This is a genomic window from Bacillota bacterium, assembly GCA_036504675.1.
Lineage (GTDB): Bacteria > Bacillota > Sulfobacillia > JAJYWN01 > JAJZPE01 > DASXUT01.
The window spans coordinates 24262-47343 of record DASXUT010000061.1; the positions used below are offsets into that span (position 1 = coordinate 24262).

At 65.8% G+C, this 23082-nt stretch carries 21 protein-coding genes; 14 read left to right on the forward strand and 7 right to left on the reverse strand.

Annotation, left to right across the window (positions count from 1 at the left end):
- Window positions 1-113 precede the first annotated feature (113 nt).
- Window positions 114-572 carry an arginine decarboxylase, pyruvoyl-dependent gene (locus tag VGL40_04480; protein HEY3314522.1) on the reverse strand — a complete coding sequence of 153 codons (459 nt, stop codon included), beginning with the start codon at window positions 570-572 and terminating at the stop codon, window positions 114-116.
- A 131-nt stretch (window positions 573-703) separates the two neighbouring features.
- Window positions 704-1996, reverse strand: a complete 1293-nt coding sequence (gene aspS / locus VGL40_04485; protein HEY3314523.1) for an aspartate--tRNA(Asn) ligase — start codon at window positions 1994-1996, stop codon at window positions 704-706.
- A 509-nt stretch (window positions 1997-2505) separates the two neighbouring features.
- On the opposite strand from aspS, the gene VGL40_04490 reads away from it, so the two are divergent.
- A complete protein-coding gene (locus tag VGL40_04490) occupies window positions 2506-4656 on the forward strand; it encodes a PBP1A family penicillin-binding protein (GenBank protein HEY3314524.1) in 2151 nt (716 codons plus the stop codon).
- A 127-nt stretch (window positions 4657-4783) separates the two neighbouring features.
- Here VGL40_04490 and VGL40_04495 read toward each other — a convergent pair whose 3' ends face one another.
- The 3 genes from VGL40_04495 to VGL40_04505 are packed head-to-tail and all read right to left on the reverse strand — an operon-like array spanning window position 4784 to window position 8184.
- Window positions 4784-5977: a GGDEF domain-containing protein gene (locus tag VGL40_04495; GenBank protein ID HEY3314525.1), complete on the reverse strand. Its 1194-nt coding sequence runs from the start codon at window positions 5975-5977 to the stop codon at window positions 4784-4786.
- 1 nt (window position 5978) lies between these two features.
- On the reverse strand, window positions 5979-6929 hold the full coding sequence (locus VGL40_04500) for a DMT family transporter (protein ID HEY3314526.1): 951 nt from the start codon (window positions 6927-6929) through the stop codon (window positions 5979-5981).
- Window positions 6898-8184, reverse strand: coding sequence for an MFS transporter (locus tag VGL40_04505; GenBank protein ID HEY3314527.1), 1287 nt, complete (start codon window positions 8182-8184; stop codon window positions 6898-6900). Before VGL40_04505 ends, VGL40_04500 begins: the two co-directional genes overlap by 32 nt.
- 390 nt (window positions 8185-8574) lie before the next feature.
- Between VGL40_04505 and VGL40_04510 the strand changes: the two genes are divergently transcribed.
- The 4 genes from VGL40_04510 to VGL40_04525 all read left to right on the forward strand — a co-directional run bounded on the left by VGL40_04510 (window position 8575) and on the right by VGL40_04525 (window position 13744).
- Window positions 8575-10512 (forward strand): hypothetical protein, encoded by a 1938-nt coding sequence (locus VGL40_04510; protein HEY3314528.1) that lies wholly within the window; start codon window positions 8575-8577, stop codon window positions 10510-10512.
- A 225-nt stretch (window positions 10513-10737) separates the two neighbouring features.
- Complete coding sequence (locus VGL40_04515; protein ID HEY3314529.1) at window positions 10738-11247, forward strand: hypothetical protein; 510 nt, start codon at window positions 10738-10740, stop codon at window positions 11245-11247.
- A gap of 206 nt (window positions 11248-11453) precedes the next feature.
- Window positions 11454-11618, forward strand: a complete 165-nt coding sequence (locus tag VGL40_04520; protein HEY3314530.1) for a hypothetical protein — start codon at window positions 11454-11456, stop codon at window positions 11616-11618.
- Between the two features lie 956 nt (window positions 11619-12574).
- The gene (locus tag VGL40_04525; GenBank protein HEY3314531.1) at window positions 12575-13744 is read left to right on the forward strand and encodes an HD-GYP domain-containing protein; all 1170 of its coding nucleotides are present in this window, start codon (window positions 12575-12577) and stop codon (window positions 13742-13744) included.
- 81 nt (window positions 13745-13825) lie between these two features.
- Here VGL40_04525 and VGL40_04530 read toward each other — a convergent pair whose 3' ends face one another.
- The gene (locus tag VGL40_04530) at window positions 13826-14302 is read right to left on the reverse strand and encodes a helix-turn-helix domain-containing protein (GenBank protein ID HEY3314532.1); all 477 of its coding nucleotides are present in this window, start codon (window positions 14300-14302) and stop codon (window positions 13826-13828) included.
- Window positions 14303-14455: 153 nt separating this feature from the next.
- On the opposite strand from VGL40_04530, the gene VGL40_04535 reads away from it, so the two are divergent.
- Window positions 14456-16084 (forward strand): DEAD/DEAH box helicase, encoded by a 1629-nt coding sequence (locus tag VGL40_04535; protein HEY3314533.1) that lies wholly within the window; start codon window positions 14456-14458, stop codon window positions 16082-16084.
- Between the two features lie 123 nt (window positions 16085-16207).
- On the opposite strand, the gene VGL40_04540 is transcribed toward VGL40_04535, so the two are convergent.
- Window positions 16208-17299 (reverse strand): DUF3810 domain-containing protein, encoded by a 1092-nt coding sequence (locus VGL40_04540; protein HEY3314534.1) that lies wholly within the window; start codon window positions 17297-17299, stop codon window positions 16208-16210.
- 441 nt (window positions 17300-17740) lie between these two features.
- Here VGL40_04540 and VGL40_04545 point away from each other — a divergent pair, with 441 nt between their 5' ends.
- From VGL40_04545 to VGL40_04580, 8 genes are all read left to right on the forward strand, one after another.
- Window positions 17741-18580 (forward strand): AAA family ATPase, encoded by an 840-nt coding sequence (locus VGL40_04545; GenBank protein ID HEY3314535.1) that lies wholly within the window; start codon window positions 17741-17743, stop codon window positions 18578-18580.
- Entirely contained in the window at window positions 18553-20307 is a 1755-nt protein-coding gene (locus VGL40_04550; protein ID HEY3314536.1) for a LuxR C-terminal-related transcriptional regulator, read from the forward strand. Before VGL40_04545 ends, VGL40_04550 begins: the two co-directional genes overlap by 28 nt.
- A 226-nt stretch (window positions 20308-20533) precedes the next feature.
- Complete coding sequence (locus VGL40_04555) at window positions 20534-20929, forward strand: hypothetical protein (GenBank protein ID HEY3314537.1); 396 nt, start codon at window positions 20534-20536, stop codon at window positions 20927-20929.
- Between the two features lie 31 nt (window positions 20930-20960).
- Entirely contained in the window at window positions 20961-21386 is a 426-nt protein-coding gene (locus VGL40_04560) for an ABC transporter permease (protein ID HEY3314538.1), read from the forward strand.
- Window positions 21386-22207, forward strand: a complete 822-nt coding sequence (locus VGL40_04565) for a hypothetical protein (GenBank protein HEY3314539.1) — start codon at window positions 21386-21388, stop codon at window positions 22205-22207. Before VGL40_04560 ends, VGL40_04565 begins: the two co-directional genes overlap by 1 nt.
- Complete coding sequence (locus tag VGL40_04570) at window positions 22204-22467, forward strand: flavodoxin domain-containing protein (protein HEY3314540.1); 264 nt, start codon at window positions 22204-22206, stop codon at window positions 22465-22467. The genes VGL40_04565 and VGL40_04570 overlap by 4 nt, the downstream gene beginning before the upstream one ends.
- Window positions 22468-22534: 67 nt before the next feature.
- Entirely contained in the window at window positions 22535-22684 is a 150-nt protein-coding gene (locus VGL40_04575) for a hypothetical protein (protein ID HEY3314541.1), read from the forward strand.
- 55 nt (window positions 22685-22739) lie between these two features.
- Window positions 22740-23036, forward strand: a complete 297-nt coding sequence (locus tag VGL40_04580; GenBank protein ID HEY3314542.1) for a YciI family protein — start codon at window positions 22740-22742, stop codon at window positions 23034-23036.
- Window positions 23037-23082: the final 46 nt, after the last annotated feature.

Sequence of the window (23082 nt, forward strand, 5' to 3'; positions counted from 1 at the left end):
TGCGCCCACGGCCCCAGCCGATTACAGTACAAGGGCCCCGGGAGGGCCACTCCCGGGGTCCATCCATGTTGGCGGAAGGTCAGGCGGGTCTCGCCACGCGGGTCGGGGCGGTCTCAATACCACAGAATGGCGGCGGCGAAGACTGAGGCGTGGTCCTGGACCTGGCAGTCGATGGCCCGAGAGCGGACCTCGGCCAGCTCGAGACCACGGGCGGCGAAGGCTTCGTCGACCATCCCCCGGACCATGCCTTCGGCTTTCTCCCGGCTGCAATAACCGGAGTACTCCATGATCATCCCGATGGATGAGCGGGTGAAGCCGACCCCGACGGCCGCGGCGATGAGCATGCCGGGCTGATCGCTGACGACCGACCCATAGGCCACCGGGGTCAGGCTCCCCGGCGGGAGGTCGAGGTCATCGACGACCTTGGCTCCAGGCGGCAGGATGCTGCTGACCCGGAGCAGGTTGAGGTTGCCGACGCCGGCGGCGATGAGGGCCTTATCGAAGGCGGTCAGGTCGGTCCGGCCGATGCCCGAGCCGGCGACCAGCGTTACTTTGGTCGGAGTGGGAAGCAACCGGTGGTCACCCCCAAAATGGGCGGCCGCCCGGCCGCCTCGTCATCGGGGCGCCGCACACCGTGCTGCTCCCACCGTGCTCCCCGCCGCCCGTTACTCAGTATCCGACGGCGAGAGCGTGGCTATGCGCGTCAGGGGGTCAGGCGCGTCCGGTCACGGGGAAAGAGGGCCGCCTCGCGGAGGTTGGAAAGCCCCAGGAGTCTGGCCGTCAGACGCTCGAGCCCGATGGCCAACCCACCGTGGGGCGGCATCCCGAGGCGGAAGGTTTCCAAGTAGGAGGCGAAGCCCTCGGGGTTGAGCCCGAAACGGGTGAGGCTCTCAACAAGTTGTGGGTAAAGGTGGATGCGCTGGCCGCCGGTGGTCACCTCGAGTCCCCGGAAGAGAAGGTCAAAGCTGCGGGTCAGGGTCGGATCGTCCGGATCGGGATAGGCGTAAGCGGGCCGCTTGTTGGCCGGCCAGGTGGTGACGAAGACCAGCTCCCCCCGCCCGTGGACGGCCATGTACTCGCAGATGAGCCGCTCGCCCTCGGGGTCGAGCCCCTCGGCCGGGCTCTCCTTGCCGTACTCCCGAGCCAGGATGCCCTGGACCTCGGCCAGGGGTAGGCGCGCCGGCTTGACCGCCGGCGGCAGCTTGGCTTCCAGCAACTCGAGCTCAGGCGCGCATCGCCAACCGACCCGCTCAAAGACGTGGGCCAGGAGTTCGTCCTCCAGGTCCATCAGGTCTTCGTCGCTGTCGATGAAGCCCATCTCCAGGTCGAGGCTGGTGAACTCATTGATGTGGCGCGAAGTGTTGTGCTCCTCGGCCCGATAGACATGACCGACTTCGAAGACCCGTTCGTAGCCCGCGCCGACCAGCATCTGCTTGTAGAACTGCGGGCTTTGGGCCAAATAGGCCGGGCGGTCGAAGTAGTTCAGGGCGAACAGTTCAGAGCCGCCTTCGGTCCCTGTGGCCACGATCTTCGGCGTGGAGATCTCGGTGAAGCCGCGGCCGCTCAGGAAATCGCGGAAGCCGGCCATGATCTCCGATTGGACGGAGAAGATGGCGTGGACCTTCGGGTGCCGTAGGCTCAGGACCCGGTGGTCGAGGACGAGGTCGAGCCCGGCCAGGAGGTCCTTCTTGTTCACCTCGAAGGGCAGGGACTGCTCGGCCAAAGCCACGATCTCCAGCTCGGACAGCCTGATCTCGGCCCCCGAAGGGGCCCGTTCGTCGAGGGCCACCTTCCCGGTGACCCGGACGACGCTTTCGATGGTCAGGGCGGAGACCTGGTCGTCGTGACCCTCGGCGACCACCTGGAACAGACCGTCGCGGTCGCGGATGACGATGAAGGTCAGGTTCCCGAGGGCCCTGATGACGTGGACCCAGCCGGCCGCCACCACCGTCCGGCCGGCGTGGGATTTCAGGTGCCTGGACGTGACGCGTTCCATTAGTTATCTTCCTCCGCTCTCCCGGGTTCCGGGAAGTCGTTTGTGATCGGCACGGGAATACAAAAAGCCCCTCGTCCGACAAGGGACGAGAGGCTGCTCGTGGTGCCACCCTAGTTGACGCCCGGCCCTTCGGCCTTGGGCGCGTCTTTCCGACCCGGTAACGGGGGTCGGCTACCGTTCGGTCTCCGGGTCGTCTTTCGCCTCGCGCGCCGGGCCGGGTTCTCAGCTTGACCCCGACTCTCTGTACCTCGCCTGTGAGCTACTCTTCCCGTCATCGACCGCTGGCCTGATTTAACTGCCATTATAGCCCTGCCCATCCGGCCGTGTCAAGACTTTGTCCCGTTTCGTTGTCCCGTTTCGTGTCCCGTTTCGGCCCCGTTTCGCGTTTCTGTCCGTCGGCTACGGAGGCCCGAGGCGCCGCCGGGTCATATAAAGCACAGGCCTCACCAATACTAGCTGTACCGCCCCGCTCCAGCACTTACTTCGGGAATCGGGCGGTGGTGAAGGCCTTGGAGAGAAGACACGAACGGAAGACGGTCGAGCCAGAGAAGGCCACGGCGACCCGCGGCGGACGCGGCCCTGATAAGCCGGGCGACCGGGTCCTGCGGGTGGCCGTCCCCGTGCTCATCGCTCTGGCGGCCGGCGTGGTCATCGTCTTCGCGGCCCTCATCTTCCTGGTCCGCCTGCCGACCCCCCAGACGTCCTTGGCCACCAGGATCCTCGACGTCAACGGCAACCTGGTCGGCCGGGTGGCCGTCGAGAACCGCACCGAGGTGCCCCAGTCCGACCTGCCGATGAACCTGCAGAACGCTACGGTGGCCGTCGAGGACGACCGCTTCTTCTCCCACCACGGGGTCGACCCTCGAGGGATCATCCGGGCCGCCTACCGCAACCTGCTGGCCGGTCGGGTGGTCGAGGGCGCCAGCACGATCACTCAGCAATTGGTGAGGAACCTGTACCTCACCCAGACAAGGACCTTCAGCCGCAAGATCCAGGAAGCCCTCCTGGCGATCAAGTTCGAGTCGGTTTACACCAAGCGAGAAATCCTGGCGATGTATCTGAACACGATCTTCTTCGGCCAGAGCTCGTACGGGGCCGAGGTGGCCTCGGAGACGTACTTCGGCAAGCCGGTCCACTCGCTGGACCTCGCCCAAAGTACCATGCTCGCCGGGATCATCAGAAGCCCGGAGAACTACAACCCCTTCACCAACCTCTCGGCCGCGACCGGCCGTCGTAGCCTGGTCCTGGACAAGATGGTCGTCCAGGGCTACATCACGGCCAAGCAGGCCACCGAGACCAAGAGTGAGCCGGTAGTCCTCAACCCGACTCGGGCCGCACCGCGGGCCGCACCGTACTTTATTGACTACGTCACCAAGCAGATCGCCGAGCGCCACCCGGACATCGCCAAAGACCTGGCCGTCGGCGGCTACACCGTGGAGACGACCCTTGACCTGAAGATGCAGGCGGCCGGCGAGACGGCCTTCAAGGCCGGGATGCCGGCGGGAAGCAAGGACAGTGCGGGGATCACTCAGCCCCAAGGGGCGCTGGTGGCCATCGACCCGACCAACGGCTACATCAAGGCGATGATCGGCGGCCGCAATTTCGGCGAGAGCCAGTTCAACCGGGCCTACCAAGCCAAGCGTCAGCCGGGCTCATCCTTCAAACCCTTCCTGTACACGGCCGTCCTCGACCATGGCTACACGGTGGTTGACCGGCAGGTCTGCGAGCCGGTGAGTTTCCCAGGGGTCGGCAGGGTCCCCTATGAGCCCCAGGACTATGGCAACGAACCATATCACTATCAGGCTATGACCCTCCGGCGGGCGGTGAAGATCTCCGACAACGTCATCGCCGTCCGCTGGGCCAACACGATCGGGCCGGCCCAGGTGGTCAAATACGCCCATCTGATGGGCATCCAGAGCTATCTGGAGCCGAACCTGTCCATCGCCCTCGGCAGCTATGAGGTGTCTCCCCTGGAGATGGCCGTCGGCTACTCGACCCTGGCCGGTGGAGGCAACCTCACCACCCCCCTGGCCATCCTCCGGCTGCGGGACCGCAACGGGAAGATCATTGAGGAGAACCGCCCGTCCGTCAGCCAGGTCGTCGACCCGCGAGTGGCCTACGTCATGACCAACGTCATGCAGAGTGTCTTCGAACCCGGCGGGACTGGCTCCAACCTGACCCCAATCATCAACCGGCCGGCCGCCGGGAAAACCGGGACGACCGAGGACTACCGCGACGCCTGGTTCGCCGGGTTCACCCCGGACCTCGTGGCCGCGGTCTACGTCGGCAACGACGACCCGAGGGCGCCGGTGACCGCCCCCGGCGGGCGTCTGGCCGGCCCGATCTGGGCCAACTTCATCCGCTTGTCCCTGGCGGATGTCCCGCCCCATGACTTCATTCGCCCCCCTGGGGTCATCGACGTCCAGGTCTGCGCCGACTCCGGACTGCTGCCGGGGTACGATTGCCCGGTGGTGACCGAGATCTTCGTCGCCGGGACCGAGCCGACCCAGGTCGATGTCGGTCAGGGTTACAGCCCCGGGGCGAGGGGGCTCACCGGCGGCGGCGCGCCGGCACCGGGGGGGACCACGACCCCCTCCACGCCGCCGGCCATCACGCCTCGGCAGAATCGACCCGGTCGCCGGTTCACCTGGCCGTGGTGACCTTAGGGGCAGGCCGGCTGGTTGCGCCGGTGGGCGGTCGGTAGGGGCGGGTGAATGATCAGGGCACAGATAAGCCCGGCCAGATGGCCGGGCCTTCTTTGTCTCGGGGACTGTCGGCCTACTCTGCTTACGACTTTACCAGCAGCTCGCCCGCATTGCAGATGCAGTTGGAGCCGCGGGACTTGGCGAGGTACATCGCCTGGTCGGCGACCCGCACCAGATCGCCGGGGGCCGGCGTGTCGGTGGGGTAAGTACACATGCCGATGCTGACCGCGACCGGGAGTTCGGCCCCATCGACCGTGACCCTCGACTCGACGACGACGTCTCTGATTCGCTCGGCGATCCGCTCGGCTAGCTCGGCATCGGTGCGGGGGAGCATCACGACGAACTCATCGCCGCCGTAGCGGACGATCTTGTCGGTGTTCCTGGTGTAGCCCTGCAGGACCCGGGCTACCGTCTGGAGGGCGAGGTCGCCGGCGTGGTGGCCGTAAGTATCGTTGAAGGCCTTGAGGTCGTTGATGTCGACGAAGAGGATGGTCACCGGCTCGCCCTTGTCGGTCAGGGCCGGAAAGCGGTTCTCCAGCCAGTCGGCAAAGTAGCGGTAGTTGTAGACGTGGGTCAGCCGGTCGGTGATCGCCTGGAGGCGGACCTCGTCCATCTCGTTCATGATTCGGAAGAACTGATTCAACCCGACCAGGCAAACCGAGACGATGAGGGCGCCGTAAGGACCTCGGTCAAGGTAGAGGATGGCCATCACCACGGCCAGCACATGGTAGAGAAGGGTGGCGCTCCTTCGCTCGAGGAGGGTGCGGTACAAGACGGGGACCCACCGCTGGTGCTCGACGAAGGCCATCCGCGCGCCGATCAGGCCCAGGTTAATCAGATCGTAGGTGACGGTCGCCAGGAACAACGGGATGAAGCCGAAAGGCAGGATGAGTTGCCCGTAGCCACCGGCCACCGCTCGGAAGACGGCGGCCGCCGCCCCGATGCTCAGGGCGAAGTGGCCGACGTTGAAGAACGTCCGGAGGGGATGGAACTTCTGGGTGAAGGTCCAGAGGAGGACCGCCGGCAGGGTGGACCACATGGCCACCGCCGGGCCGTGAGCGGCGATGGCGGCGACGACGATGGGAAAGGCGGCGGTTATCTTGAGCCCTGACGGCAGGGTGACCAGGCGTTGACTGAAGAGCACGTAGAGCAAGGTGAGAAAGAGAAGCGACAGGACCGAGCCGGGCGGGATGGATGGCGTGAGGTAGAGCATGAGCAGCCCGCCGACGGTCCCGATGGCGGCCTGGTAGAATCGGGCCGCGGCTGGTTCGCCCATATCATCTCACCCCACTTCCCCGTTTTTCTTCAGTGGTATTCGCCGGGTTCGGGGGGTTTCCTCCCGCCTGTCGAACAATGGACACTTGACCAGAAATAACCACGAAGGCCACCCCGGCAAGGGCCAATAGACCCCCGACCACCGCCGCGGCGCTGAGGGTCTCGCCGAAAAAAAAGTAGCCGAGGAGAATCCCGCCGGTGACCTCCTGGGTGGCGATGAGGTTGGCGGTGGCCGCCGTGGTCCGCCGTAGAGCGGCGTTATAGAGGGTGTGGCCGAGGCCGGTCGGCAGGAGGCCCAACAGAATGACGGCGACGAGGGTCGGTCCGTTGATGGCTGAAGCCCGCGACCACGGTCGCCCGACCGGCAGCAGGACCAGCGCGGCCAGCAGGTAGACCCAGAAGGTGTAGCGGAAGAGCGGGTGACGGCCGCGCACCGACCGGCCGGCCAGGGAATAGACGGCATAGGACAATCCGGACAGGAGGGCAAGCAGGTCTCCGGACAGAGAGGAGGCGGTGGTTCTCGGTTCGAAGCCGACCATTACCGCCAGGCCGAGGAGGGAAAGGCCGATGCCGGCGAAGCGGCCGCGGGAGAGGCTCTCTCCGAGCCACCGCGGGCTGAGGACGGCCACGAAGACCGGGGACAGGTTGACCAAGACCAGGGTGTGGGCGATGGAAGTGCGGCCAAGGGCCAGGATGTAGGCCATGAAGTGGATGGCGGCGATGACGCCGATGCCGGCCAGGGGTGCAATCTCCCGAGGGCGGATGCCCATCGGCGTTCGGGTGACAAGCCCCCCCAGGGCGACAAAGGCCGCTCCGATGAGGAGCCGATCGGCGGCCAGCGCCGCCGGAGGGACCTGGCCGGCGAACCGGACCAGAATGGCCGCCGAGGCAAAAAAGGCCGTCGCCGTAATGGCCAGGAGGCTACCGGCGGGTTCGCCAGAGCGGCCCGACACCGGAATCCCCCCTTTTATCTCTCGGCAGGAAGACGCAGAGTGCGCCGGCAACAAGCAGGATCACCGGTGTGGTATCCATGGCCAGGGTCAGCCCGGCGTGCTCACTCACCCAGCCCGTCAGGGACAGCCCGATGGCCCCGAATCCCCAGGCCAGACCCATGACGATTCCCGAGGCCATCCCGGCATTCTCGGGGAAGAGCTCCTGGGCGAAGACGATCGCCGCCGGAAGGGCGGCCTGAAATACCGCTCCAATGACGGCCAGGGCGGCCCAGGAAAGATAGCCGGCTCCGAGTCGCCGGAGGGCGAAGAAAAGGATTGCGCTCAGCAGCGAGGAGACGATGATGGTCGGCCGCCGGCCGAACCGGTCCGATAGGTACCCCCCGGCCATGCCGCCGACCGTCCCGACGAGCAGGAACATGGTCAGCGGGATGCTCGTCATGGCCCGGCTGTAGCCGTGCTCCAAGTAGTAGAGGGGGACCAGGAAGGTGATGGCGTACATGCCCCAGGCTCGCAGGGTGACGATGAGGTTCATCATCGCCAGAGACCGAAGGTTGGGCCGCATCGATCGCCACAGCCCCGCCGGGCCCGGGCGCGCCGAGTCGACCGGCTTGGCTCGAACCTTGGCGACCCCGATGCCATGCATGAGGAACGCCCCGGCGAAGCCCAGGGGCAGCATCCAGACGAAGGAAATCAGGCCGTACTTGGCCACCAGTGGAATGGCGATCATCGGGGCCACGGCGAAACCGACGCTTCCGCCGGCCGAGTACAGCGACATCAGCCAACCCCGCCGGCGGGTCGTCAACCCGCCCAGAGTCACCGAACCCAAGGGGTGGTAGAGGGCGTCGCCCAGTCCGGCCAGGGTGGCGAGGATGAGGATGGCCCAGTAGTTCCGGGTAAGGCCGATGGCCGCCGCAAAAACGGCGGTCCACAGGACCGATGGGATGAGGAGCCCGCCGCCGGCCACCCGGTCGATGTACAGCCCAAAGACCGGTTGGAGGAGGTAGGCGGCAAAAGAGGAAGCCGAGGCGATGGCTGCTCCCGCCGTCAGGGTGAAGCCGAGATCGGCGTAGATGAGGGGGAGCAGTGGGGTCAGGAGGTTGGTGAAGAAGTCGACCATAAAATGTCCGGTCGTCAAAGCGACGACCGTGCTGGGCCGGGGCTCGGTGGAGGCCGACGAGGGCGTCGCCGCGGCGCTCGGCGGATGGCCGATTTCATAGGTCTGAATGGGTTCGCGAGGATCGTGACGGTCAGTCATGAGCCATACCTTTCGCGGCCCGAAAGGGAAGTCCTCCCGCGCTCTCCAGGGGCCAGCTGGTGCCGACAGGGGCCAACTGGTGCCGATTGACAGAGATCGGAGTTTGGCATAGAATTATGGCGGTTCATTCAGGAGGAATGCTTTGTGTCGGCGAGGGTTCTCAAGGTAGGGTAAGTTAATACGCGCGAGGGCTGTGGTCGGCCACCGACCGGTCCAACGGACCGGCCGATGACGGCTTTGCCTGAGCGCAAACCTCGAGGACACGCTGCATCGCATACCGTGGTAGGTAGGCCGTGGAGGGTTCCACGGCTTTTCCTTACCTTGACCACCGGCCGCGGGCGAAACATGTCCCGCGGCTTTTTTGTAGGCATTCCCAAGGAGGTCATCCCGATGGATCCCAAGGTCCTAAGCCTTCTCGAATACGACAAGATCAAGCAGCTTCTGGCCGACTACACCCAGAGCGGGTTGGGCCGCGAAGTGGTCGCGAGACTGGAACCGATGGTCAGCCGCCAGGCCATTGAGGCGGCCCTGCTGGAGACGGGTGAAGCACGGGCCATCCTCGACCGAGGGGGGCAAGTCCCCATGTCGGGTCTGGCCGATATCCGCGAAGACCTGGGGCGCGCCGAGAAGGGCAGCGTCTTGAGTCCCCATGACCTCGTCCGGGTGGCCGACTCCCTGCGCGGATGCCGCGAGCTCAAGCAGTACATGGCGGCCAAGCGGACGGTGGCCCCGAATCTCAGCCGATATGCCGAGGCCATCACCATCTACCGCGACCTCGAAGACGAAATCTATCGAAGCATCGAAGGAGTTCGGGTGGCCAACGCGGCCAGCCCGCAATTGGCCCGCGTCCGCAAGGAGATCCAGGTGGTCGAAGACCGGATTCAGGCCAAGCTGCAGTCGTTCTTGGGTTCCCCGGCCTACCGCGAGGCCCTTCAAGATAGCTTCGTCAGCCTCAAGGGCGGGCGCTACACCCTGCCGGTCAAGGCCAGCCATCGGCGCAAGATTGACGGTCTGGTCCTCGAGACCTCGGGCAGCGGCATGACCGTCTATGTCGAGCCGGCCGCCGTCCGCCGGCTGGTCAATGACCTCAGTGAGCTGAGATCGGCCGAAGAGGCCGAGGAGTACCAGGTCCTCGTGACCCTGTCCGGACTGGCCGCGGCGGAGGCCCATCCGATCACGGTGAACCTGGAGGTCATGGCGGCTTATGACTTCGCCCTGGCCAAGGGGCGGCTGAGCCGGTCGATGAACGGCCGCCCGGCGACCCTCAACGAGGCCGGGTTCATGCAGGTCATCGAGGCTCGCCATCCGTTGATCGCCGATGAGGCCGTGCCGCTCGACCTGGTCCTCGGCCGGCGGTACCGAAGCCTGGTCATCACCGGGCCGAACACGGGCGGGAAGACAGTGACCCTGAAGACCATCGGCCTCCTCACCCTGATGCTCCAATCAGGGCTCCACATCCCGGTCGCCGAGGGAACGCAGATGGCCGTCTTTTCTAAAGTCTTGGCCGACATCGGCGATGGGCAAAGCATCGAGCAATCCCTGAGCACCTTCTCCTCGCATATGGGGCGGATCGCCTCAATCATCCACGAGGCCGGCCCGTCCTCCCTCGTCCTCCTGGACGAAATCGGCACCGGGACCGACCCGGCTGAAGGATCGGCACTGGCCACGGCCATCCTCGAGGAACTCTACGAGGCACAAGCGGTCACCGTGGCGACGACGCACTTCAGCGAGGTAAAGCGCCTGGCCGACGAGAAGCCCGGCTTCATCAACGGCCGGATGGACTTCGACCCGGAGACCTTGCGGCCACGTTACCGGCTGATCATCGGCGAGGCCGGGAACAGCCATGCCTTCTGGATCGCCGAGCGGCTGGGCCTGCGCGGGTCGGTCATCGACCGAGCCCGGGAGTACGTCCGGGCCCGGGGCGACGGACCGGCTGTTGGCCTGGCGAAAGCGCCCAGGGAGCCGGACAAAGCGGTGGCGGCCGAATCGGCGGCGGTCGTGGGCGAGGTGATGGCGCCCTCGCCGCCGGCTCAGCGTCCGGAGCGCCCTTGGCAACTCGGCGATTCGGTGATCATCAACCCCCTGGGGCAACAGGGCGTGGTGGCCGAGCTGCCCAACGCCAAGGGAGAGATGGTCATCTTCACCCGCGGCAAGCGGGTCACTGTCAGCCATAAGCGGGTCACCCTGCTGGTTGGGGCGGAACACCTCTACCCCGAAGGCTATGACCTCAATGTGGCCCTGTACACCTGGCATGACCGCAAGCTGATGAAGGATATGGGGCGTAAGCCCGTCGAAGGGTACAGGGTCATTCGCGAAGGCCCGGAATGAGGGCCCCCTGGGCCATGCCACCCTGGCAATGATCACACCGGCCGTTGTCACCGTGACCGGGATGGCCCGGTGGCCTAGCCTCCATGACCGGCAGGAAAGGCGGGTTCCCGAGACGAATTAGAATCTTGGCCCAACATCGAAAACGGCCCCTCTTCACCGACTCCTCTACTCGCCACCCTTCATCCCCTTCATCCCACTCGTGGTCACACCAAGGAGAGATGTTGGATGCGTTCGAAGCCTTTAGTTCCGTATCATCCGTCGATGCGCGCCGAAGTCTTGCCGGTCGTAGCCAGCCACCTGAGAGAGCCGACTCCGCAGGGAGCCCTGGCTCTGCTGGATAGCTATCTGGGCAATCTGCGCCGGCGTCTGTTTGTGCTGTTTGACGACCAGTCTGGAGCAGTGGCCGGGATCGTCGGGCTTACGGTGGCCTGTCCCCTGGCGGTCACCGACCCGGCCAGGGTCGAGATCTCAGACCTGACGGTAGCCCCGGGCCGGGGTTCGGAGATCGGCCAATTGCTCGTGTCCTCCCTCCCGACCGTCTTCCCGTGCCGTGAGATCTTGGCCGAGGCCGACGAGGGCTCGGTCGACTTCTTTCGCCGTTTGGGCTTCGTCTGCGACGGCCCGGGTGAAGGTGAAGCCCATCGTTACCGATGCTATATCCGCCTGCCGGAGGCCGTGGCGGCATCCGCCACGCAGCCCGAGATCGAAGCCGCCAGGGGTGTCTGGAGAAGCTGAAGACTTCCAGATGGCGGATGGGCTGTCAAGCCCGCCCGGCAGGCGTGCGCCTGCCAGAATCAGATAATGATCGAACGACCCCTACGGGTTTCCCCGCAGGGGTTAGTTGTCGCCCCGGCATTGGGCGATGACTGGCAGGCGGGACCATTCGGGTCGCAGAAATACTAACGGATCAAGGCAGCGCGACGCCCCTGGGATGCCTGCTGGTGCCGGCAGTGGAGCGCCGGCTTTCGGTCTTGAAGGCCAGTGGGACCCTGGGGCCGCTGGACCTGGCCAAGCTGGCCGCCGTCGACATGACCCGCCCTGAGCCCATCAAGAAGGCGGTCACCTACGTTGGTTCGTTGGTTGATGAGGTGGTTGGGAGCTTCTAAACGACCCCCAACCCTTTGGCTGAAACCCCGCCGGTCGGACTCCTCCGCTTGGGGCCGCCATCGGTCGGCGACTCATGGCCCTTTCCCATCTAGCCACGAAAAGGCCGGAAAGGAAGTTGGCCCGAAGGAGAAGGAGATGACCGGCCGAAGGCCGCCGGTCCGGCCGGCGAGGCCGGGAAGACCCGGGCGGAACCGGTCATCGAATAGGTGTAGACGGACACGGCGATGGTCGGGAAGTGGTTGCCGAAGTTGAGCCGTGTGCCTGGCCGGTACGCACGGTTCCGTGAGAGGGGCGGGAATCCGCCCCTATCCTATTGCTTGTTTGAGGTTCCGCTTGACCCACCTCGCCCTCCCGCGTGCCTGTGGAGGAGATGCCACGGGCTTGATTAAACCTGCGGCACTCGTGTTGCATACACCTGCCATCAATCGTTGCAGCCCTTCGGCCGCAACGATTGACTGCAACCCCGACTACTGGCTGGTGAGCGGGCGGGCCGACCTCGTGGAACACGAGCCTTCTCCTGGGCTTCTCAGACAAGTCCGGGCGCCAATCCAACGACTTAGGGTTATCCGATGCCAAGCCAATAGACCTGACCCCTCCGGGCCGGCGTCATGGATCCATCGGCCGTGGAATCGAGCCATACCTCCCAAGTCTATCCAAAAAAGTAGTGAAACGGACCAGGTATCCGGCCGAAAGAACAGATGAAGGGGCAGAAGGATGGAGGTGGGAGCGACAAGGCCCAATTCCGCGGACTCGATGTTGCAGCATTCCTGGGAGTATAGCTCAGGCGACCGCAGGCGGCCAAGTATCCGCTGGGTGCTTGGCTCGCTTGGTTCCTTCACCTACGGATCCGACCGTTGAGCTAAAGAGGCCGACCCCGCGAGCGGCAGCCCCTCTCCTCTTTCCCTGGGCGCAACAGCATTCACGCCAAAAAACCGCTAATGGAGGTGGCACTCCAATGGGTGAAGAGCTGACTGCCGCAGTGGCGGTGCTCATGCTGTTGGCCCAAATCGGGGAGCTGTTCGTCCCGATCGCGCACTATCTTGGTCTGCTGATCGCCGCCAGCGCGACCCTGTTGGCCACGATCAGCCTGGTGCGACGACCCAACTTCATCCCGAAGGTCCCGGAAGGAACGGTGGAGCGGAGACGGGACCATTCGGAAACCGGGTACCTGCTGAGTCAAAGCTGCAACGCGTTTCCGATCGGCTTGCTTGTTCTCAACCCGAGAAAGCAGATAATCTGGTCCAATAACATGGCTCGGAAATGGTTCGATGACCCGAACCTCCACAGCCTGACCTGCAAAGACCTGCTTTGCACGGATAGGAATTGCCCTGCTTGCATCGTGGAACTGGCCCTCAATGGCCAACCCACCCACCCGATCGTGAGACAGTACAAGATGCTTGATGGTCCCCTCCTCCTCCAGATCAGCGCCGTTCACGTAAGGTCCTCGGAGGATCATGAGGCGCGGGTGTTGCTCATCGCCCAAGACGTCACCGCCGAACACCTGCTGTCACGGAGGTCGAGTACGGGCGCTGTCATGATGAGCGACGTGCTCTCCCAGCTAACGGGACTGCGCGGTCACGAGATGCGGGTTCACGCAACGAACGTTGCCCGATGGAGCATCGCCATCGCCCGGCGGTTGGGTGTGACATACGAAGAGATTGACCGAATTGAGGCCGCTGCCCTCATCCACGACATCGGGAAGCTCGCCATTCCTGAGACCATCCTCGAAAAGCCTGGGAGCCTGACTCCGGAGGAGAGGGCCATTGTCGAAACCCACCCCGATCTGGGTGCGAAGATTGCGGCCGACGTCCCCCCACTGTCAGACCTAGCCTCGATGATCAAACACCATCATGAACGATGGGACGGCACGGGGTACCCCGACCGGCTGGAGGGTGCCGGCATTCCCCTGGGGGCTCGGATCATCGCCGTTGCGGACGTCTACGAGGCGATGACCTCTCATCGTCCATATCGTGAGGCGTTGCCGACCGAAGACGTGATCGCATACCTGGTTGAGGCTCGAGGAACGGCATTTGACGCCGCGGTGGTCGACGCCCTGTTGCGGGAGCTGAAAACGAAGGGCAACGGCCCCTCCGGCGGTTCCTGGGGGGGGCGGAAATGGGACTGAAGTCCTTAAGTGACTGACCGTGGGGCCCGCCACGGACGACGGCTTGGGAAGAGTTCTGACCATCGTGGCAAACAAGCCATCTCATGGGACCACGAGCTCGGTAGCCCACAAGGCTGGATCCTCGGCCTCGTGAGGGGCGCGTAGCCCGTCTTCCCGGGCATGGCGGCACAAGCCCGGCATGACTGCCGGGCCTGCCGTCTTGTCGAGGTGGGGAGTGCTGCCGTCCGTGTCCCGGCGCGTCCCAAAGTCCGCCTGGGCCTGCTCACCGGGAGCGGTCTCGTAGCGCATTGTCGCCTTCGGCGGGACAGCGGGACGGAAGGGTTTCAGGAAGCCCTTCAGAATTATCATCTTACCGGCCAACCGTGGGACCGCGATTTCCCGCTGGAGACGGGCTGAGTTGGAGGTCCCTTCGCCCAACGGACCGTTACTCGACTCCATCCGGCACGACCACCTGTGGACGGTTTTCGGGGAGCAGTCGGCGACCCTCGCCGCCTCCCGGACGCTCACCCTTTGCTTCTTCAAATCCAACAGGTTCAAGATGTCCCACCTCCGTAGCAATCTCCGAAACGCCTCCGACTTGGCGAAGTCCGGAAAGTGCTTCGACGGGGGTGGATGACGGGCTTCGATGGGGCGGGTCTTTTCTCGCCGCCGTTTGAGACGCCCGCCAAGCTGGTAAACTAATGACTGAATCGTACCGGAGGTGAGCAGTTCATGATTGAAGAGCTACAGGGGTTTTCGGCCCTGGGCATCCATCCCGCAATCCTCAAGGCCCTGGACGAAATGGGCTTTGAGGAGCCGTCCCCGATCCAAGCGGCGGCCATTCCAGTTCTTCTCGAGGGAAAAGATCTGGTCGGGCAGGCTCAGACCGGCACTGGCAAGACGGCGGCCTTTGCCATCCCCCTCCTGCAGCGATTGGACCCGGCGGTCCGGGGTCCTCAGGCTCTCGTCCTCGCCCCCACCCGGGAGTTGGCCTTGCAGGTCACCGAGGAGTTCGCCAAGATAGGCAAGCACCTCGATGTCCGAGGATTGGCCGTCTATGGCGGTCAACCGATCGAGCGACAGATCAAGGCCCTCCGCGCCGGGGTCTCGGTGGTCATCGGTACCCCGGGCCGGATCTTGGATCATCTCGAGCGACGGACCCTCAGGCTGGAGCAGGTCCATGCCTTCGTCCTCGACGAGGCGGACGAGATGCTGAGCATGGGCTTTATCGAAGACGTCGAGACGATACTGACCCATCTTCCGACTGAGCGGCAGACGGTCTGTTTCTCGGCGACCATGCCCGCCCCCATCGTCCGGATCACTGAGCGGTACACGAATGCCCCGGCCAAGATCAGCATCGGCCAGCGGGGGATCGCCGCCCCGCCGGCGATCGAGCAGGCCTACTATGAAATCCGGGAAAGGGACAAGGTCGAAGCGCTGGCTCGGATCATCGACCACGAGGCTATTTCCCGCGGAATCATCTTCTGCCGGACCAAGCGGAGCTGCGACGAACTGGCCTCGGCCCTGCAGGCTCGGGGCTACCTGGCGGAAGCGATCCACGGCGACCTGAACCAGATGCAGCGCAACCGGGTCCTGGCCCGGTTCAAGGAGGGCCAGGTCGAACTGCTGATTGCGACCGACGTGGCCGCCCGCGGTCTGGACGTGGAGAACGTCACCCACGTCGTCAATTATGATATTGCGCAGTCCCCGGAATCCCACGTCCATCGAGCCGGGCGGACCGGGCGCGTCGGCCGAGAGGGGACGGTCTTCACCCTGATCCACCCTCGCGAGTTCCGGCAACTGAAACTGATTGAACGGGCGACCCGGGCCCGGATCGACCGCCGGCCCGTCCCGACCGCGGCCGACGTGGCCGAACGGGCCCTAGACCTGATCGGGGAGAGGGTCGGCGCCCTGATTGCCGGCGGGGCCGGTCAGGACCCCAAGTACATCGACCTCGCCCTGCACCTTCTGGAAGAGCATGAACCGGAGCGCCTGGTGGCGGCCTTGGTGGCCGAGATGGTCGGCGGCCGGCCGACCGGCGGCCCGGAGGCCGAGCGGGTCAAGGGCCGGGACGTTGCCTCAGCTTCGGATGATTTTCCGGAGACCGGGGCGGAGTCCGGCTATGTCCGGCTGTTCATCAACATCGGCGGGCGGCATGGGGTCGGGCCGGCCGACTTCGTGCGGACCATCGCCCGCCGGGCCGACATCTCGGGCGGGTTGATCGGGATGATCGACATCCACGACGACTTCACCTTCGTGGAAGTACCCAGAGATTTGGGACCCGCGGTGCTGGAATCAATGAGACACGCGTCGATTCAGGGCCGTACCGTGCACGCCGAGCCGGCCAAGCCGACTCACTAGGGGGGCGGGGTCGGCCGCGTGGACCCGCGGTTCCCGGGCGCACGGGGGCCGCAATCGGGTAGGAGGCGGGATGCCAGAGGGCATCCCGTTTTTTCGGCGGCGTCGTTCTTAGCGGGTTCGTTCTTAGCGGCCGGAATTCGCCCGGAACTCAGCCAAGAGCAGGTCGACCATGCGGCCATAACTGCCGATGCCCTCGGTCTGCCCGTTAGCCTTGAGGTAGCGGTCGTTGACCCGGTCGGAGTAGTCGGAGACGAGCCCCTCATGGGTCTTCCTGAACTCGGCCTCACGGACCAGGTCACGCTTCACGCCGGCCCCGTACCGCCCGGCGAGTTCCTTGAACGTGCCCGGGTCTCGCCCGCGCAAGGCGCTCATCGCCTCGGTCAGGGCCAGCATCGTTCCGGAGTACTGGAAGTCGGCGTCCGGGTGGAAGCGGCAGGTCAGGTAGGCGAGGTAGTTGGCCTCGTCCTCCCGGGCGAAGCCGCGCTGGTGGGCCATCTCGTGGGCGGCCGTGGCCGGGATGGTGAAGGCGGGCGCGGCCGTGTTGACGTTGGCCTCGCCGGTAAAGGGCCAGTACATGCCGGAGGTTCCCGTATATGACCAGAGGGCCGAGGTGAGGACGCCCTTCGGGCGACTGTACCGGCCTCCCAGGGCCGGGTAGTTGGCGGCGGCCCGGTCGAAGCCCTGCTGGGCTCGGCGGAGGGCCCCGTCCACCCCTCCGTTCGGCACCGCCACTCCGGTCGAGTCCTCGCCGACCAAGGGGCGCAGGGCATTGGCTCGATCGATGAGCAGGCGACAGAGGGCCGCCAGTTCGTCGACCGAGGCCTGGCCCGTCTTCAGGCCAATGGTCTGGGCCAAGGGCTGCCGGTTGTAGTTGACTCCCCAGAGGAAGACGAACCCGGCGTAGGCGATGACGAAAACCACCAAGACGAGAGCGACGTGGCGCCAGACCGCCTCCAGCCTCTTGGCCCGCGGCCGTCGGCCAACAGCCCGCGCCGCCACGATGAGCCAGAGGATGATGAGGGGTACCGTCACCCAGACGGTCAGTTCCGCCACGGAAAACGGGAAGAGGCCGAAGATGAAGCTGAGGCCCCGGGCCACGGCCGGGAAGAGGTGGCGGGAATACAGCCCCTCCACCCAGTCGGGGGCGAGCCGGGATAGCCGCTGAATTCCGACGGCCAGCCCAAAGAGGGTCGGCCAGAGTAGCCTAGCTCGCATAGGACCTCATTTCTCAGGGGGATTGGGCCGGCGGTCAAAATCAGACCGGCAAGACGAGAGCGGCACCCTTCGGCAGCTTCGGCGTGGGCGCCGGCTGTTCCTGGCTGCCCACCGCGATTCCAGGCATTGGTTCCCCGAATCTTCCCGAAAAATGCTGGATGTCGGACTACACGTCAACCCTGGGAGGGGCATGCATGCGCCGGTATCTCGTAGCCGAACTGTCACGCTCATCCACCTCCGCCATGAGACACCGCAGGCCAGAAGGAATGCTAAGGCCGGGAAGCGAAGCGACACAGCCGAGCCGACTTTGGCCGCACCGACTGGCAACCTCGAAGGTGGTGACCTGGCCTGTCTTCCCCCATCGCCGATACCTCCACCTGGCTGGTAGCGACCAAGCTGTGCCCGCCGCTCGCCCGGAGTGACACGGTCCGGCGGCCACACCTGGAGGAGGCTCTACGGCACTTCGTCAGCACCCTTCCCTTGACCCTCCTTTCCGCGCCGGCCGGCTACGGCAAGACCACCATGCTGGCCGCCCTCCCCCATCTTCTCGACGACCATCCCCTGGCCTGGGTCACCCTGGAGGCGGAGGACAACGATCCGGTTCGGTTCCTGAGCATCATCGTGGCTGCCTTGCAACGGCTGAACCCCGACTGCGGTCGATCGGCCTGGCCCTGGCTGTCCGGAGCGGCCCTCGATGGGGTCGGTCTCAAGCGGGCCGTGGGCGCCCTGATCAACGATATCCTGCAAGCCCTGCCGACCCCGTTCATCGTGGTCCTGGATGATCTGCACTTGGTGACCGAGCCGGCGGTGTTCGTCGCCCTCGAATACTTGCTGGATCATCAGCCGCCCCAAATGCATGTGGCCGTGGGCACCCGTCATGACCCTCCCCTACGTCTGGCTCGGATGGCCGCCCGCCGCCAACTGGCTGAGTTGCGCCGGCCGGACTTGGGCTTCTGCCGGGACGAGGCCGACGAGCTGCTCAATGATACTCTGGGCCTGAGCCTTTCGGCGGCCGAGGTGGCTGACCTGCAGGACCGGACGGAAGGCTGGCCGGCCGGCCTCTGCCTGCTGGCCGGCCCGCTGGGCCGGATAGGTACCCCGGCCGACCGGGCTCAGTTCGTGGCCGCCGTGACCCAGTCGGAGCGGTACGCCCTAGACTTCCTGGCCGAAGAAGTCCTCCGCGACATGCCCGAAGACCTACGCCGGTTCCTGATGAGAACCTCGGTCCTGACCGAGATGACGCCGGGGAAGTCTTGGAGCAGCTCTACCGGCGGAACCTGACCATCGCCTCGATCACGGCGGAGGCTGAGGGCGAGCCGGTCTACCGGCACCACACCCTCTTCTCCCGGCTGCTGGCCCGCCAGCTCGAGCGCGAACTGCCCGGGGAGATTGTGGAGTTGCATCGCCGAGCGGCCCGGGCCCAGACGACGCCTGGTCGCGCCATCGCTCACTACCTGACGGCCGGCCTATGGGAAGAGGCGGCCGAGCTGATGGTCCAGTCCGGCGCGGACCTTCTCGCCCGCGGCATGTCCGAGACGATCCGAAGTCGGTACCACGCGTTGCCAGCGCAGGCGCGGGCCACCCATCCCCGCCTGTCCGTCCTGATGGGCCGCTGCGAGATTCATCGAGGGGACTACGCCGCCGCCGGCCCCCTCCTGAGTCAGGCGAGAGTGGCCTTCGTCGCGGCCGGAGATCTCGCCGGCGAAGCTGGGGCCTTGACCTCCTTGATCACCCTGGCCTACCAGAACGACGACCGGGCCGGGGCGGCCGGGTTGGTGGACCGCGCGCTGGGGCTGCCCCTCGGCCCCATGGGCCGGGTGGCGGCCATGTTGGCCCGAGCCTGGCTGCGCCTGTCCGGCGGTGATTGGGCCGCGTGTCGTGGGGACTTGGGCGAGGCCCTCGGTGTCCTCCGGGCTACGGGTGACCGGCCGGCCGCGTTGATGGCAATCACCTACATGAGCGCTGCCCCCATGGCCGCCGTCCCCGGCTGCCTGGAGCTGACCGAGAGTTGCTGTGCCGTGACCGGCGACCTCGCCCTCCCGGATACGGCCCTCCGGCTGGGGGCCGATGAGCTGAGCCTCTGGCCCCTGGTCCTACGCGGGCGGACCGATGCGGCGTTGGCCGTGGCCGGCGAGGTCGAGGCCCTGCGGCAGCGGGTGGGCGGCTACCCCGTGCTCGGGAACGACTCGGCCGTGCTCCTGGCGGTCCTCCAGACGGCGCGGGGTGACCTGGCGGCTGCGGGGCGGGCCGTCGACGCGCTGGTCCAACGGCTTGACCGGGCCCCCCGCTCCAAGAGGATGTTGCACCTTCACGCCGCTGGCCGGACCATGGCCTTGCTGGGGCGCCGCACCGAGGCCGAGGAGATGCACCGGCGCCTAGCGGCTCTGAACGACGACCTCCCGTTGACGGCTTTCCTCCGCGACCACTTGGCCGGGCTACTGGCCCTCCTGGCCGACCGCCCAGACCAGGCGGAGGACATCTTGATCCGGGCCACCGAATGGGAGGCTCGGCTCCCCATCGCCCGGGTCGGCGGCAGTGCCCGACTGCTGCTGGCCCGGTTGCTGCTGGATCAAGGGCAGACCGAGGCTGCCCTGGCCGCCGTCACCGCAGTCCTCGGGGCTTGGGACGAGGCGGGCACGCCCGGCTGCGCCATCTTCGACGGCCCGGCCGGTCTGCCGGCCCTCCGGCTGGCGGCTGAGCACGGCCACGGCGGGGCCGCCCGCCTGCTGCCTCTCTTCTCATCGCCGACCGGGGCCCGGCGGCCTTGGCCGGCGGCGCCCGGCGTTTCGGGACCGGCGGGAGATCAGGTCGCTCTATCGGAGCCGCTCACCCAGCGCGAAGGTGAGGTGTTGAGGCTGATCGTCGCCGGCCGCACCAATCGACAGATCGCCCAGGAGCTCTTCATCGCCACCGAGACGGTCAAGAGTCATGTGGTCCACATTTTTCGCAAACTCGACGTCACTTCGCGGACCCAGGCCGCCATTCGGGGCCGAGAACTCGGGTTCTGAGCCGCGTAGCTTCGGTATTGTTGAACGCGGATGTGAGCCGCCGCTGAACCGTCGAGGCGCCGGAAAGCCTTTCTCGCTTTCGGTGCCTTTTGTTTCTGCCTTGCCAGCCGGTCTGCCCAAAGCAAGGGAGTCTTCACGGCCGTGTTTCACCCGGGCGATTCACTCTTTCGAGGGACGAATTCGTCCCCCAGGGCCTGTAATATCGGGATGGACAGGGGGCGTTGACGTGGAAGGCGGTCTCGACGCAAGAATACTGGCGACAATGGGCGTTCGGTTGGTCGTCCTCAGCGTCGGCGGCTACTCGCTGCCGGTCCGTTTCCGGATTCGGGAGCAGGCCGTGGAATGCCGCGTTCCGACCCGGAGCGGCGTGGGCGATCGGCTCGAGGAAGCCGGCGAGGCGACGCTGGTAGCCGTCGCGGAGGTGGGGCCTGACTTGCGGTGGCTGTTCATGCGCGGACCGGCGGTGGTGGTGCCGGAGCCGGACTGGGAGGGCCTGAGGCCACCCCCCTCAAACCAGGTGGGCCCGGACGATTTGTACCAACTCGTGAGGATCGAGCTGAAGCGGATTGAACTCGTCGACGAGCGGCGGGGATGGGGTTTTCGCGAAACCGTTGACCGGTGACGGACCAAGAGATAGGAAGAGGTGAGGACGGTTGAAGATCCTTCGTCTGGCCGCGGGCGCCTTCGTGGCCGCCCATGGTCTCATCCACCTGATGGGCTTTGCGGCCTACTGGCCGCTGGCGACCCTGCCCGACCTACCTTACAAGACCACCCTGCTGTCTGGACGCTGGGACGTGGGTGGAGTTGGGATGAAGGTCATGGCGGTCTTCTGGTTGCTTGCCGCCCTGTGCTATGCCCTCAGCGTCGCCGGCTTTCTCTCCGGCAAGGGCTGGTGGCGGCCGTTCATGTTGGGCGCGACCGCGCTGTCGACGGTCCTCTGCGTCCTTGACTGGGCCGCCGCCTACCGGGGCGGGATCATCGACCTGGCGATCTTCGCCTGGCTCGGGCTGGAGTACCTGATTCTGGGCGGCAGGAACCGCGGGGTATCAGCCCCCGTTTCTCAGAAGGAGGAAGCGTGATGAAGCGGCGAACCCTTGGGCTCGAGGCCATCTTCGGCCTGTTGTTGGTGGTCAGCCTGGGAGGCATCCTGCTCCACCACCTCACCGGCTACCCCTACCCGGCCTCGCCCGCGTCCGACTTTGAGATGAACGTCCTCAATGACCTCTACGAAGCCTTCTTTCTCATCCCGGTAGGGGTCGTCAGTCTATGGGCCATGCGCAAGGGCGGCCCTTGGGGCCCTCTGCTGGTCGCCGGGGTTGCGATGAACTTCGTTTACAACTATGCGATGATGGCCGCCGGCCGGCAGAATCTGTGGGTCTTCCTATGGATTGTCAAGATCGCCCTCTCCGGGACGGTCGTCTGCATGGTCTGGGACCGCCTGCCGGGAGCGGCGGGACGACGGCGCGGAGCGCGGGTGGCGATGGCGGCCTACCTGACCCTGGTCGGTCTGGTCTTCGGCAAGATGATGTGGCAGCGGCTCTGGGCCAGCGCCAGCGGGCGGGCGGTGGATATGACCCTGCGGGGCACGGGCACCCTGGATTGGGGGGAGCCATTCCTAAGGGACCCCATCGTCTTCTTCGCCCTGGTCATGCCAATCATCATCGCCGCCACCATCGGGCTGTGGCGGGGGACTGACTGGGGCGGCAAGGCCGCCTCGCTCTCCAACCTGTTCAGCCTGGCGATCATCAGCGCCATTCTTTTTACCGGTCCCCTCAAGGAGTTCCTGCAGAACGGGTCGGTGTCGGCGGCCATGTGGGGGATGTCGGCGATCATGATCGTCGCCGGTCTGCCGGCCGCGTGGTCGGCGGTTTGGCTGGCCAAGAAGGAGGAAGTGTCGTGAAGACAGTCGTGGTCTATTCGACCAAGCACGGGGCCACCCGGAGGTATGCCGAAACCCTGGCCCGCGAGTTACCCGGGGAGGTTACCCTGGTCAACCTGCGGGAGAACCCGAACGTCGACCTCTCCCCGTATGAGCAGGTGGTCATCGGGGCCTGCATTTACGTGGGTCAGGTGCGCAAAGAAGTCAAGGATTTCTGCGCCCGGAACCTGGAGACCCGAGCGACTGGGGCTCTTCATCTGCTGCCTGTACGACGGCGTTGAGGCCCAGAAGGAGCTGGAGACGGCCTTCCCCGCGGAACTGTTGGACTCGGCGGTGGTCAAGGCGCACTTGGGAGGGAAAGTCGATCCTGGCGAGCTTAACTTCCTCGAGCGACTGGCCACCAGGGTGGTGGCCAAGGTCAAGGAGAAGTTCGATCAATACTCCGAGGCAGACGTGCGGGGCTTCGCCCGGGCCCTGCAAGCCGGCCAGGATCAGTAGGTTACGGCCAGATTGAGAGACCGCGTCGTCGCGAGCTGCGTTGGGGGGTGAACTGGTGAAGCAGTGGATCTACGTCCTCCGACCCGTCCGCGCCGGGCTGGCGACCACTCCTACGGCCGAGGAGGATATGGCCGTAGAACGGCACTTCGCCCACCTACAATCCCTGCTGGCTGCGGGCAGGCTGATCGTGGCCGGCCGGACGCTCGAGGATTCGCCGTTCGGCATCGTCATCTTCGAGGCCGAAACGGAAGCGGAGGCCCGCTCGATCATGGAGGCCGATCCCGCCGTTCAGGAAGGGGTCATGACCGCCGTCCTGCACCCATACCGGGTGGCCCTGGGGCGGGGCGGGTGAGCCAGAGCCCGCAGACACTGACGTCCCTATAGAGAGGCCGGCGCTG

Bases quoted from the DNA above. Each gene is read 5' to 3' on its own strand.
- aspS (HEY3314523.1), bottom strand. From the start codon at position 1,996: ATGGAACGCGTCACGTCCAGGCACCTGAAATCCCACGCCGGCCGGACG.
- VGL40_04495 (HEY3314525.1), bottom strand. From the start codon at position 5,977: ATGGGCGAACCAGCCGCGGCCCGATTCTACCAGGCCGCCATCGGGACC.
- VGL40_04505 (HEY3314527.1), bottom strand. From the start codon at position 8,184: ATGACTGACCGTCACGATCCTCGCGAACCCATTCAGACCTATGAAATC.
- VGL40_04510 (HEY3314528.1), top strand. From the start codon at position 8,575: ATGGATCCCAAGGTCCTAAGCCTTCTCGAATACGACAAGATCAAGCAG.
- VGL40_04515 (HEY3314529.1), top strand. From the start codon at position 10,738: ATGCGTTCGAAGCCTTTAGTTCCGTATCATCCGTCGATGCGCGCCGAA.
- VGL40_04525 (HEY3314531.1), top strand. From the start codon at position 12,575: ATGGGTGAAGAGCTGACTGCCGCAGTGGCGGTGCTCATGCTGTTGGCC.
- VGL40_04535 (HEY3314533.1), top strand. From the start codon at position 14,456: ATGATTGAAGAGCTACAGGGGTTTTCGGCCCTGGGCATCCATCCCGCA.
- VGL40_04540 (HEY3314534.1), bottom strand. From the start codon at position 17,299: ATGCGAGCTAGGCTACTCTGGCCGACCCTCTTTGGGCTGGCCGTCGGA.
- VGL40_04565 (HEY3314539.1), top strand. From the start codon at position 21,386: ATGAAGCGGCGAACCCTTGGGCTCGAGGCCATCTTCGGCCTGTTGTTG.